Genomic DNA, 13100 nt, shown 5'->3' on the forward strand with positions numbered 1-13100 from the left:
ATCCGCCAACTGCAAGAATGAGGCTTTAGCGCCAGCGCGCTGCGATCTGGCAGACCGCCCCCTAAAATCGCCGCCTGCCCTGCCATGCGCCCAAGCCGCAGCACGGCACGATTTTTTGCTTGGCTGATTTTTGCTTTACGGATTCCAATGACACGCTTCTTCCCCCTGACCCGGTCGCGCGCGCTTTGCGCCGCGGCCTTGGCCCTTGCCCTCAGCGGTTGCGCAGTCACTTCCGGCGGCGCCAGCAGCCCTGCCGGCACGACGACTGCCGCGGCAGCGCCTATCGAGGTCAAGGTGTTTGTGGGTGCGATGTTCGAAATCGGCAAGAACACCGGCGACCGCGCGGGCGAGTTCCAGAACTGGTACGAACGCTACTGGAAAGACGCCAAGCCCGTGACGGTGCCCGGTGCCTTGAACCCGGTGTTCTGCAATACCGACGGCGTCTGCGGCTCGGTGCTGGGCATGGGCAAGGTCAACTCCTCGTCGTCCATGCAGGCCATCCTGCTCAACCCGGCCTTTGACTTCTCCAAGGCCTATTACGTGATTTCCGGCGTGGGCGGCACGCCACCCCAGCGCGGCACCATCGGTGATGTGAGCTGGGCCACCTGGCTGGTCGACTTCGACCTGGGCCACCGCTGGGCCCCCGAGGAAAACACGCCCGGCGCACCGACCTTCATGCCGCGCAAGGGCTACGAGGAATACCGCCGCTTCCAGATCAACCCCGCGCTGGTCGGCTGGGCCATGCAGCTGTCGGCCAACACCCCGCTCAAGGATTCGGAAGGCGCGCGCAACTACCGCCTGCGCTACCCCGATGCAGCGGCCCGCCGTGCGCCTTCCGTCTACACCGGCACGCATGTGACGGGAGACACCTTCTTCCACGGCCCCGGCATGTCCAAGCAGGCGCAATACATCGCCAAGCTGTATGGCGCCGATGACTATGTGAGCACCGAAATGGAAGCCGCGGCCATCACCCTGGTGATCCGCCGCAGCCACCCCACGGACCGCGTGATGAGCTTGCGCGGCGCCGTGAACTTCGACCAGGGCAACCCCAAGGAAACCACGCTGCAGCACCTGGACCCGGCTCCCGGCGAGACGGCCGGCGGTTTTGCCGAGACGGTGGAAAACATCTCCAATGTCGGCTCCCGCTTTGTCGACCATGTGGTCAGCCACTGGCCGCAGTGGCGCGAAGGCGTGCCCGCACGCTAAGCAGTCAGCGCCTGGGCACGGCGCCTGCCACGCCCAGGCGACTCAAGGCCCCCATCAGGCCGCCCAGCACACCAAACCAGTGCGCCTGGGTCACGATGTACCCGCCTATCAAGGCCTCTTCACGCGGCGCTGGTCCTGCCCAGGACTGCCAGCCCAGCCAGGCAAATACGCTGGCCAGGGCGATGGCGGCCGCCACATCGCGGCGCGCCAGTATCGCGGGCAGCAGTATCCAGACGATCAGGCCGTACAGCACGCCGGACAGGCCCACATAGTCCGGCGTCTCGGGTGAAAAAATCCACAGCAGCAGCGACACCGTGACGGCCAGGAAGGCCATGCGCGCCAGCAGGCGGCGCGGCGTCCACGAGGCATCGGCCAAGGCGCAGCACAGCACCAGGCCCGCCGCGTTGAGCGCCGCATGCATCCAGCCCAGATGTATCGCATGCGCCGTGAGCAGCCGCCACCATTGGCCCTGCTCCAAGGCCTGCGGCGCGTAGCGCAGCAGTGCGCGCACGGACGCGGGCAAGGCCTGCAATGCCGCCATGGCGACGAGCAGCGCCAGCACGCACCACCAGTTGCCAGCAAAAACCCGTTCGGACTTCATGCGCCGGGCTCGGGCCGCAGCCACAGCCAGACGAGCACACAGGCCATGCTGGCCAGCGCCAGGCCCGCGAGCCAGGGGCGGCGCGCCGAAAAATAGACCAACACGGCACTGCTGACCGCCATGCTGGCAGTCGCCATCCATTTGACGCGGCGCGCCACGCGCCCGCCCTCATCCCAGTTGCGCAGCATGGGGCCGAACATGGCGTGGGCATAGAGCCAGGCATGGAATCGGGGCGAGCTGCGCATGGCCGCCCAGGCCGCCATCAGGATGAAAACCGTGGTGGGCATGCCGGGCACGACGGCGCCAATCATGCCCAGCAGCACGCACAGCGCTGCGAAGGCCATCAGAAGCCAGCGCACGGGCAGGGACAGGGCACGGCGGCCAGCGGCCCGGTCGTCGGCGGAAGAAGAGGAATCGGTCATAGGTCAGGAAAGAGGCGAGCGCACAACGCTCCAGGCGATATCTCCGCCGCGATTGCCTATCAAGTTCAATATATTTGCCAGCACGGCATCCTGGCCCGGCTCGGCCTGGGCCTGGCCTTGAAAGCGCCAATGGCCCGCGCGCTGCTGGCCTTGGCCGCGAAGCTGCAGCGCGCCCCGCAGCGTGGCCAGTTCCAGCTCCAGGTCTGGAGCAGATGGTGCCTGCGGGCCACGCAAGACCACGCGGTAATCGCCCAAGGGACGCAAGGTGGAGAGCCGCGAAGACAGCGACAGCACCTGCAACTCCAGCGCCCCGCGCACCGGTCCGGCACCCGCCCGCCCAGGCCATTGAAGCCAGGAAGACGAGAACTTCGCACTGCCCTCCAGGCCCAAGGTATTCCACGGCGTGCCCAGGCCCGCCAGGATCTGCGCCGGCAATTGGCAGTCCAGGCCGGACAGCTCGAACCGGTTCGGCAAAGGCTGCCACAACAGCTGAGCCGCCTGCTGACAAGAGGCATGCCGCAGGCGAGCACTCACACCCATGCCGTCCAGCTGCGCGCTCCAGCGGGGACGCAGTTGCCAGCTCAGCCGCCCCGGCAGCGCCCTGGCATCGCGGCTGCCGGACCCGCCCGCCAACACCAGCAGCGCAGAGCCGTTCCAGACCGACCCACGCACATCCTGCAGCAAGACCTGCTGGCCGCTTGCCAGCGCCACGGCGTGGCCGGCCCAGCGCGCGGGCACAAAAGCCAGCAGGCACAGCAGCCCCCCGACCAAGGCGCCCGCCAGCGCCCAGCCCCAGGACGCACCGGGCGTCTGGGCTTGGGAGTTTCTCGCTGTGCGGTCGCGCATGCAATCCAGGGGTCCCGCGGGACCCCTGCCCATCAGGTCGACGCAGCCGTGAGAGAGAAATGCTGCTCCAGCAAACTGCCGAAGCGGTCATAGGCTGCATTCGCACCCGCGATGACCTGGTCCTGCACGGCCGGGTCCGCCAAGGCCGGCGCGTCCATGGAGGCCACGAAGGCGCGCCAGGCCAGTGCCCGGCCCTGCGGGTAGGCCGCCAGATTGCGGGCACCAAAGGTCTCCGACAAGCCCAGGCGCTCCTTGGCTTCCTTGAACAAGAAGGCCGCGCCCAGGGTCGAGCCTTCGGAGACATACAGCCATCCCAGGGCCGCGGGCATGCTCACGCCGTCGGTGACCAGCGCCTGCTGCGGCGCGGGCGCGCCCAGGTCCGCCAGATCGGCCAGCGAAGCGTCTTCACGCCCGCGCGCTTCCAGATCGGGCACGGCCGCCTTCACGGCGGGATCGCGGAACAGATTCTCGACATCGCGCTGGAACAGGTACTGCGCCGACACAAAGTGGGCATAGCTTTCGCGATCGGCAAAGGGATTGCCCTGAGCCATCAAGGCGTGCATGCGTTCATGCTGCTCGGCGGTTTCGGCCTTGAGCCGCTGGGACAGTGGAGGTGCGTTGTGGTGGTTCATTTCATTTCCTTTGCGAGATTCAAATCAGTGCGACGACGCGCGACGGCGGCGCGTCCAGACCAGGGCGGCCAGCGGCGCCAGCAGCCAGGCGCTCAGAGGACCGCCGCCGCCGCTATCGCTGTCGCCTCCCGTACCGGGCTGCGTCACCGCCGTGCCCTGTACGGTCACGGTGCTGGTCACGGGCTGACCATCGTTGGCGCTGCGGCAGGTCAAGCTGTAGGTGTTCTCACCGGCCTTGGCCAACACCACGGGCAGCTTGCTACCGCTGGTCTGCTGCGCACCGCTCCAGCTGCCGCTGGCCGTGCAACTGCTGGCCTGGCTGGTGGCCCAGCTCAGGTGGATCGTGGAGCCCACGGCCGCCGTGGCGACCGAGGAGCTCAGCGCTGCATTGAAAGTTGCGAGGGGCAGCGGAACGTCAAACGAGAACACCGTGCCATTGCCGGAGCTGTCCAGCACCGCGCTGGAAACGACCTGTCCGTCACCCCCCGATGCGGCCGCGCCGTAGATTTTCTGCACCCCGCCAGCCACCGCTCCCAGGCTCAGGCCGGCGGGCATGCCGCCTTCCGTGCCCAGATCAAAGCGGTGCAGGACTTCATAGCGGTCATCCGCGCGGTCCGCGGCCGAGCCGAGCTTGATGCGGAACAGCGTGCCTGCGCCCACGGGCGTGGCCGGCCCCGTTTTCGGCACGCTCATGGTCGAGCCATCGCGGGCAGTCGTGCCGTAGATATTGCCGTCCGCGGCCAGCACCAGCGGACCCGTGGGTGCGCTGCCATCGGCCTGGGCCGTGCCGTCCAGAGACGCCGTGGTGGCGCCGCGGAAATAGTGCACGACGGCGAAGCTCGATGGGTCGGACTTCTTCACGCGCCAGATCGTCCCGCCGTAGCGCAGGTCCATGTCCGAGCCTGCGGAAGGTGCGTTGAATTGCGTCGTGCCATACAACCAGTCACCGGCCTCGATCATGCCGACGATGCGCGCGCCCTTGGCCGTGGGCTCGCCGTCACGCGCGCGCATGAAGGTGTGCAGCAGCTCGACCTGCCCGGCATCCAGCGTGCCGTTCTGCGCCACGCCGGTGTTGATCGCCGCCTGGCTGATCTTGACCAGCGTTCCCATCGAACGCCCCTGGTTGTCCGTGGTCAGCGCGCTGTCCACCACGCCATCGGCCGACACCCCGGTCAGCACATACAGCGCCTGGTCCTTGCTGCTCCACACGCTGGCCACAGGCGCACCGCCCTTGGGGTGCAAGCGCTTGCTGCCCTGCACTTCCTGGTACTGGCAGAAATCGACCACCTTGGAATAGCTCTGGTCGGCGTTCATGCGCCACAGGGTGTTGGCCGTGGTGGACTTGTTACACGCCGATGCCGACTCGCCGGAGCCCATGTACAGGTTGCCGGCGCCGTCCAGGGCCATGCTGCCAAAAGGCTGGATCTTGGGCGACTGCAGCCAGGCAGCACTGCCCGACGCCATGTTGAAGACCACGGGAACCGTGCCCCAATATCCCGGATCCACGGGGTCTATGCCCTTGCCCGCGACCAGGAAGCCGCCCTGGGGCGTGGGCACCAAAGGTGTCGTGGCCGAGGCAATGCCGCTCAGCAGCTGGTGACGGTAGTCGCCCGTCACGGCATTCAAGTCGTACTGCGCGGCCTGGCCCCAGAATGACCCGGCCGCCGCCGTCCCGCCAATGAGCGTGTGGCCATGCAGGCGCCCATCGCCGCCCAGCATGGGTGGCACCATGGGCTTGCCGCCGCCCTTGTCCTGGCCGCCGAATTTGTGCAGCACCGTCGGTTTGAACGCGGCGGTCTGCGCCGTGGCGGGAGTCAGGGGCAGGCCCAGAGCGGCCAAGGCCAATGCGGGAACCGCGCGTCGAGCAACACGCCGCAGCGCGGGGGGGATTGAGTTCATTGCCATGTGCTTTCCAGGTGTGAAAAAACGAAGAGAGAAGGACAGCGCTCAGTCGAGCGTCTTGGGACTGCGTGCCACACGGCGGCGCCAGGCCACCAGTACGCCCAGGGGAGCCAGCAGCCACAGGGACAGAGGGCCGCCGCCGCCATTGCCGAACGACACCTCGTTGCCGTCTTCGGCCGTTGCCGGGGTGCTGACGTAGACCACCGTGGTGGCGGAGACCTGGGCGCCGGCCACGCCTCCGTCCACCTCACAGGTCAAGGTGTAGCGGTAGGTGCCCGCGGTCAATCGCAGCTCCACGCTGCCTTGGGTCGCCACGGCACCCGTCCAATCCTTGGCCGTCGATGCCGCGGAACACTGCTTGGCACGGCTGGTGATCCAGGTCAGCGAGACGACTTCACCGGTCTTGATCTCACCGGCGCTGGCCACCAGGCTGGCATCGGCACGGGGCGTGCCGTCCGAATCCACGGCCAGCTGGAAAACCGTGCCGTAGTCGGTCGCCACGGGCTGACCCGCGCTGTTCAGGTAGTGGCCGCCCATCGCGGTCACGCCATACAGCCGCCCATCGGCGCCGGCCCTCAGGCCCACGGGCTTGCGGCCGTCGCGGCCCGAGAAGGCGTGCACCAGCTCGAAGCCGCCTTGGGCCACTTCACCGTTGCCGTTGACCACAATGCCGGCCGGCTTGATGCGATAGACCGCGCCGCAGCTGACTTCGGAGTTGGCCGCCGCGCTTGACGGCGTGCAGACGTTGCCGCCGCCGGCCATGGTCGTGCCGTAGATGGCGCCATCGGCGCCCAGCGCCATGGGGCCGCGCGGCGTTGCGCCGTCCGCTTCGCTGAAGGTATGCAGGATCTGCAACGGCCCGCCCGCCTTGGCGATGCGGTACAGGGCGCCATAGGGCTTGGGACCGTCGTAATAGGGCAGGCCCTTGACCGCGTAGCTGAGGGTCGCGCTGGGCGCCCATTTGCGGGCACCGCAGGCCGGGTTGTCGCGCGTGATGCTTTTGATGATGGTGCCGGTGATGGTGCTGGTCACGTGCACATAGCAGTCGCCCACCGAGGTGCCGCCGTACAGATAGCCATCGCCGCCGTCGAGCAGCGAAGACAGGCTGTGCTCCTGCCCCGCACCCAGGGTCCGGTTGGTCACATCGCCCCCGGCCGTCACGCCGGGCTCGTAGGGAATGCCGCTGGGAAAGCGCACAAAGCCCTCGCTGCTGGCGTTGTCGTGGACGTTGATCTCGCCCTCCGCCAGGATGAAGGTATGCAGCACGGCAAAACCGGTCCCGTCCGGCTGGATGCGGTACAGCGTGCCCGTGGGCGTGGTGACAGCCGTGGGCGTCGAAGGTGCCAGCGGCAGGCCGCGGTTGTATGCGGTCACGCCATACAGCACGCCGTCCTTGCCCAGGGTCAGGTCGTTCGCCACCTGCTTCATGCCCGACGGCCCGGCGGTGAATTCATGCACCGTCGTCACGCTGCCCGTGGCGATGTCCAGCTTGAAGATGCGCCCCTGCCCCTTGGGCCCCTTGTCCACGCCGTAGAGATTGTTCTTGGCGTCGATCAGCAGCGCGCCGTTGGGCGAATACAGCTGCCCGCGCGTGCCCGCCACCAGGCTGGGATTGGCGCCGTCATAGTCGCTGCGGATGATCACGCCCTGCCCCACCGCCGGCGAATACGAGATATCGCTGGCGTATGTCTTGTTGGCGTACTTCTCGCCGTTGATGCTTGTCATCACGGAATACAGGCTGCCGTCGGCAGACTTCACGGGCGTGCCGGAAATGCGGCCGTGCAAGTCATTCGCCGCGTTGTAGGCCACGCGCTCGTAGACCGAAATACCGGCACGCATGCTGTACATGCCCAGCGCGGTGTACATGTCGGTGGCTAACGCCGTGGGGCCGCCGCCGTTGAAGCCGCCATACAGATAGCCGGCACTCGATCCCGGGCGCACCGCATACAAGGGCGGCGAAGTGGGATAGCGCGCGCCGGACCAGCCTATCGTGCCGTCGGGCGTGGTGACGTCATCCCCGGCGGGACGCAGCGAGGTGATCATGGTCAGCTGGACGTCGCTGACCTTGGTTTGGGCCATCGCGGGCGCAGCCGCGCACAGGGTGCTGGCCGCAAGCCATGCAGCGGCACGCCACGGCGCAGCGCGGGAAACAGAAAAGGACATCATGCGGACCTCTTGGCAAGAAGAAACGGGAGGGGTGTGGACCGAGGCCCTGCGCCGGCCACGGCTCAGAACTGGATGGACAAGGTGGCGGAGGCCGTGCGGCCCGGGCCCATGAAATAGCTGCCGCCCTGCATCTCTGAATAGTTCAGGTCGCGCAAGTTGTTGATGGCGACGCGCAGCACGGCATGGGGGGATATCTCGTAGCTGGCCCACAGATCGAACAGCCGCCAGGACTTCTGGTTGTAGCGTTCGCCCTGCTGCGTCCAGGCGCTGGTGTTGACGCTGGGCGACTGAAAGCGCACCCGGGCGCCCAGCGTCAGCGCCTTGTCCAGCAAGCGCACGCCGCCGCTCAGGCTGGCGGTCTTCCTCGGCGGCAGCACGTACCAGATGTTGGCGTCGCCCGGCTCGCCCAGGTTGTTGTTCGGGTAGCCCGTCAGGCTGCCCAGGGGAAAGGAGTCGTAGCCGCCTTTGCCGGTGTTGACCAGCATGTGGGTGTAGTTGAGACCGCCGAAGACGACGCCGTTGTCGTAGTCGGCCTGCAGCTCCAGCCCCTTGCTGCGAAACGGATCCTGCAGGTTCACATAGGCATAGGGGCCCAGGATGCCGCCACCGCCGGTATCGATGGGCGACATGATGCGTGCCAGGGTCACATAGTCATGCACCTTGTTGTTGAACCAGGCGGCCTTGACCCGCAGCTTGTCGCCACGGCCCAGCACGTCGTCCCACATGCCGTTCGCGCCCACTTCCCAGTTGCGCGAGCGCTCGGCCCGCAGGTCCGGATTGGGGTAGTAAGGGAACAGGCTGCCCGTGTGCTGGCCCCACATCAGCGCTTCCGTCAAGGCCGGCGGACGCATGCCGCGGCCCACGCTGGCAAACAGCTGTATGGGTTCCACGGGCTTCACGGCAATCGCCAGGCGCGGCGCGAAAGCACCATCGTGGCGGTCGGCCGCAAAGCGCGTGTACAAGGTCGTGGCCGGGGGACGCACGCCCGGCGGGTTGAGCAAGGAGCCCACGCGCATGCGCCCGTCGCCCTGCATGCCATACCAGTCGTAGCGCAGGCCGCCGGTCAGCTCCAGCCAGTCGCTGTGCATCCAGTTGGCTTCGCCGAACAGGCTGGCCACGGTGCGCTTGCCCTTGGGCGTCGAGCCTGAAAACAGGGCCGTCGTGCCGGCATCGGCACCGACCGACAGCGCCTGCGCCTGCGGGTCGGTCCAGTCGTGGAAGAACTCCGCGCCGGTCTTGAGCAAGACCGCATCCTTGGGGCCCCATTGCAGGCGCGAAGTGTTTTCCAGCGTGCCGCCCAGCGTGCTGGTCTGGTACTGCAGATCGTAGGCGAACGGGTCCAGCGTGCCGCCCGCGTAGCGGTGGGCCTGGTTGCGCGTGCGGGTGTAGTAGAGGCTGGATTTCAGGTCCACCAGCGGCGTTGCCGATGGGTTCCAGGCGTAGTTGGCCAGCAGGGTATCGGTGCGCACATGGTTGAGAATGCCGCCGCCGCTGGCCTCGTGGGGCTTCTCGCCGAACTTCGCATCCATGCCGATGTAGCTGAACTTGAGCTGCTGCTCGGGTGCGAAGCGCCAGGTGCTCTTGAGCAGGACCGAAGTCTGGTCCTGGGAAGTGAGCTGGCTCACGCCATGCACGCTGGCATGGTTGTCAACGGTGATCGAGCCACGGTCGCCGGTTTCGAATTCGCCGATTTTTTTCCGGCTGACCAGCATCACCACATCGACGTCTTCGCTGGGCTTGAAGCCCAGGGCCGCGCTGCCCGCATAGTGGTAGCCATTGCTGCCGCTGGAGGTGTTGATGCGTGCGCCGCGGGTCTCGCCTTCCTTCACCAGGTCGTCCGCTTCCAGCGTGCGGAAGTTGACGACGCCGGCAATCATCCCCGCGCCCCCCACCGTGGACGTGGGTCCTTTGGCGATGTCCACGCCGCCCAGCATTTCCGGGTCCAGATAGACCGAGCCATTGGAGCCGTGCCCGCTTTGCTGGAAGTTCTGGCGCGTGCCGTCGATCATCACGTTCACGCGGCCGAAGTCCTGCATGCCGCGGATGTTCACCGACACGCCCGGGTCGGTCCGGCCTTGCGAGGTGTAGACCCCGGGCACGTCGGCCAGGACGTCGGCGGTATTGCGCGGCGGCAGGCGGTCGATTTCCTCGCGAGTCACCACGGCCACGGAACCGGCGGTCTCGAACACCTGCTGGCGAGCATCCTTCCTGGCCGCCACCGTCACTTCACCCAGACGGCTTTCCTGCCCGCTGACGCGTGCGCCATGGCCCGGGCCCCGCACGGGCGCCGAACGAATGCGCCATGCCCCCAGCCCTTCGCTTTGTGCCTGCAAGCCATGGCTTTCGAGCAAGGCATCGAGCACGCCTTGCAGTGTGGCCATGCCCTGGAAGCCACGGCTTTGCATGCCGTGCACCAGCCCCGGGTCAAAGGCGATCATCACCTGCGCCTCGCGCGCCAGCTGGTTCAGCGCCGTATCCATGGGGGCCGCGGGAATCGAGAACGAACGCAAGGCCTTGTCCACCACTTTGGCGGCAGGCTGGGCAAGCGCGGCCGGCGGCGCCAACGCGCCCGAAACCACGCTGACAGCGGCTGCCATGGCGAGCGCACTGAAGCGCCAGGGGGCCGGAGCGGGCATCTGCGGCAGGCGACGGGGGGGCATGGAGAGTCCTTTCATGAAAGCCGCCACACCCGATTCACCGAATCGGCAAGTCAGTCTTGGGGCGCTACTGTTAATCAGGACGGCCCAAGTCGCCAAACCCGTAATGCTTTGCGAAAAAAAGTGTGAATTCAGTCTCGCGGTACCAGGGTGACCCAATAGCGCGTGCGCCGGCGCAGCGCTACGGGCCAGGTCTTTTGCACCAGATCCAGGCTGCGCTCGGTGTCCTTCAGACTGAAGACGCCCGAGATGCGCAGTTGGGCCACGCGCTCGTCGCAAGCGAGATAGCCGGGCCGGTAGCGACCGAGTTGCGCCACAAAAACCGACAGCGGCATATTCCGCGCCACGAGCACCCCATCGGTCCAGGCGTCGGCGTCGCAGTCGCTGGCCTGCAGCCCATGGATGCCTTGGTGGTCGAACCATGCCTGCTCGCCACGCCGCAGCACCTGGACTTCAGCGGCGTCTTGCGGCCGGAGCTCCACCGCGTCGCTGAGCACCTGCACCTGTGTGCGGTCTGCGTGCAAATGGGTCTGGAAGCGCGTGCCCAGCGCACGCACCAGGCCGTGCGTCGTCTGCACGCTCAAAGGCCGATAACGCGGCGCCTGGCTGTCCGCACCCGAGGTCAGGACGATGCGCCCCTGAAGCAGGCGCAGGCGCCGCTCATCGGCGTCGAAATGCACATCCACCGCCGTGGAGGTATCCATGAGCAGCACCGACCCGTCGGCCAGCACCAGGCTGCGTATCTCGCCCACACCGGTACGCAAATCGGCCAGCAAGGCGCTGTCCGACCAGGGCTGGCGCACCAGCAGCGCCGTGCCGCCCACGCCGAGTGCCACAGCCAGCATGGCCTTGCGCCGCCCTACATCCTTGCGGGCCACATCCAGGGTGCGCTGCGCCAGGGACGAAGGCATGGGCGGCATGCTGGCAAACCGGCCTTGTATGCCTTGCAGCCGTTCCCAGGCCAGGGCGTGCTCGGGCGCGGCCTCGCGCCAGCGGCGGCACTCATCCCAGCCAGCGGGCGAAGCACTGCCCGACTGCAGACGCACCAGCCAGGCAATGGCCTGCTGCACCACCGCCGGCGAAGGCTCCGCTGCCGCACCCCGGGCCGCAGCGCTCATGCCGCGGCGTCCTGGTAGACGATGCGGTAGCAATGGGTCAAGGCGGCTGCCATGTATTTCTCGACCGAGCTCAAGGACACGCCCAGACGCTGGGCAATTTCCTTGTACGTCAGTCCATCGAGCTGGGCCAGCAAGAAGGCGCTGCGCGCACGCGCGCCCAGACCGTCCAGCATGCGATCGATCTGCTCCAGCGCCTGCAGCACGACGGCCCTTTCCTCGGGCGACGGGCTCACCGGCTCAGGCATCAGCATCAGGGTCTGCAGATAGGCACGCTCCAGCGACATGCGCCGGCAGTGGTCGATCAGCACGCTGCGTGCCACGGTGGCCAGGAAGGCCCGGGGCTCCTGCAGCTCTGCCGGGCACTGCTTGAGCAGGCGCACGAACGTGTCCTGCGCCAGGTCCGCCGCCTCCTGCACGCAATGCACCCTCCTGTGCAACCAGTGCACCAGCCACCCGTGGTGGTCGCTATAAAGCGTGTGTAAATGCGAAGAGGAGTGAGGTTGCGCGCCGGCCATTGCTCGTTATTTCCGTAGAACTTTCAGCAAGATTACTGAGAATCATTCTCAATTGTATTCAATCAATTGCACTTGATACAACGATCTTGCAAAGTCCTGCGGAAACGCTGGGAAAGTCCTGCGGGCTGCGGCCGGTCCGCGAGCGCGCTCTCCGAGAGCGGGCCTGCAGCGCCAGCCAGCCGGTCTACAGCCGATCTCGGCTCAGCAGCGCATCCCTGAACGACAGCACATGGGCCTTGACGCATTGCTCGGCCGCGTCGGCATCGCCTGCGGCCAGGGCTTCGAGGATTTGCTCGTGCTCGTCCTGGACTTCCGGCACATGGCCATGGGTGGACAGCGAGATCGCCCAGAAGCGCTGTGACTTGCCATGCAGCACCCGCAGCACATCGACCAGCACCGGATTGCGCGAGGCGTTGGCGATCACTTCGTGGAAAGTCCTGTCCATCTGCATCATCTCCGGCACCTTGCGGTTGGCCACCGCCTGGTTGAAGGCGAACGCCACGGAGCGCAGCTGCGCAATCTCCTCGGGCGTGATGTGCTTGGCGGCGAGTCGGGCGCACAGGGTTTCATTGGCCAGGCGCACTTCTATCATGTGCAACGCATCGTCGATGGACAGCGGCGACACCACCACGCCCTTGCGCGGAATGATCTGCACCAGACCTTCGGTGTTCAGACGGTGCAGCGCATGGTTGATGGGCGTGCGCCCCATGGCCAGGTCTTCCATCAGGCTCGCGGTATTGAGGTACTCGCCGGGCTTGTAGGCCAGCGTGGTCAACAGATCATGCAGCAGCGCATAGGCCTGCTCGTTTTGCGAGAGGGCCACCGGTTCTTGACTTCCAACTTCTCGAGGCTTCACAACAGTCTCCACGGTACTTTTCTTTCATTTCACCCGGTGCCCAGCACCACGACGCTGATTTGGCACGCTTTTCGCATGATGTTATCGACAACCATGTGAAATTTCACTTTATTTTCAGGAATCCAGGGAAAACCCCAGACTCCTTCCTGTGGCTATGCACTTAAAGTTTTACTGAAATT

General features: G+C 66.5%; 11 protein-coding genes. 1 reads left to right on the forward strand and 10 read right to left on the reverse strand.

The window, feature by feature from the left end:
- Positions 1-147 precede the first annotated feature (147 nt).
- Positions 148-1206 (forward strand): purine-nucleoside phosphorylase, encoded by a 1059-nt coding sequence (locus N0K08_RS04690; protein ID WP_261498891.1) that lies wholly within the window; start codon positions 148-150, stop codon positions 1204-1206.
- 4 nt (positions 1207-1210) lie between these two features.
- On the opposite strand, the gene rrtA is transcribed toward N0K08_RS04690, so the two are convergent.
- The 10 genes from rrtA to N0K08_RS04740 form a co-directional block, all read right to left on the reverse strand.
- Entirely contained in the window at positions 1211-1807 is a 597-nt protein-coding gene (gene rrtA / locus N0K08_RS04695; RefSeq protein WP_261498893.1) for a rhombosortase, read from the reverse strand.
- Complete coding sequence (locus tag N0K08_RS04700; protein ID WP_261498894.1) at positions 1804-2229, reverse strand: YbaN family protein; 426 nt, start codon at positions 2227-2229, stop codon at positions 1804-1806. Before N0K08_RS04700 ends, rrtA begins: the two co-directional genes overlap by 4 nt.
- Positions 2230-2232: 3 nt before the next feature.
- On the reverse strand, positions 2233-3075 hold the full coding sequence (gene gspN / locus N0K08_RS04705; RefSeq protein ID WP_261498896.1) for a type II secretion system protein N: 843 nt from the start codon (positions 3073-3075) through the stop codon (positions 2233-2235).
- A gap of 32 nt (positions 3076-3107) precedes the next feature.
- Positions 3108-3707, reverse strand: coding sequence for a biliverdin-producing heme oxygenase (locus N0K08_RS04710; protein WP_261498897.1), 600 nt, complete (start codon positions 3705-3707; stop codon positions 3108-3110).
- Between the two features lie 24 nt (positions 3708-3731).
- Positions 3732-5606 (reverse strand): hypothetical protein, encoded by a 1875-nt coding sequence (locus tag N0K08_RS04715; RefSeq protein WP_261498898.1) that lies wholly within the window; start codon positions 5604-5606, stop codon positions 3732-3734.
- Between the two features lie 48 nt (positions 5607-5654).
- On the reverse strand, positions 5655-7775 hold the full coding sequence (locus N0K08_RS04720) for a choice-of-anchor tandem repeat GloVer-containing protein (RefSeq protein ID WP_261498900.1): 2121 nt from the start codon (positions 7773-7775) through the stop codon (positions 5655-5657).
- A 62-nt stretch (positions 7776-7837) separates the two neighbouring features.
- The gene (locus tag N0K08_RS04725; RefSeq protein ID WP_261498901.1) at positions 7838-10435 is read right to left on the reverse strand and encodes a TonB-dependent receptor; all 2598 of its coding nucleotides are present in this window, start codon (positions 10433-10435) and stop codon (positions 7838-7840) included.
- A 128-nt stretch (positions 10436-10563) separates the two neighbouring features.
- Complete coding sequence (locus N0K08_RS04730; RefSeq protein ID WP_261498902.1) at positions 10564-11550, reverse strand: FecR domain-containing protein; 987 nt, start codon at positions 11548-11550, stop codon at positions 10564-10566.
- Positions 11547-12065 (reverse strand): sigma-70 family RNA polymerase sigma factor, encoded by a 519-nt coding sequence (locus N0K08_RS04735; protein ID WP_261498904.1) that lies wholly within the window; start codon positions 12063-12065, stop codon positions 11547-11549. Before N0K08_RS04735 ends, N0K08_RS04730 begins: the two co-directional genes overlap by 4 nt.
- Before the next feature lie 184 nt (positions 12066-12249).
- A complete protein-coding gene (locus tag N0K08_RS04740) occupies positions 12250-12888 on the reverse strand; it encodes a GntR family transcriptional regulator (protein ID WP_261498906.1) in 639 nt (212 codons plus the stop codon).
- Between the last annotated feature and the right edge of the window lie 212 nt (positions 12889-13100).

The sequence above is a fragment of the Acidovorax bellezanensis genome (assembly GCF_025421555.1).
GTDB lineage: Bacteria > Pseudomonadota > Gammaproteobacteria > Burkholderiales > Burkholderiaceae_C > Comamonas > Comamonas bellezanensis.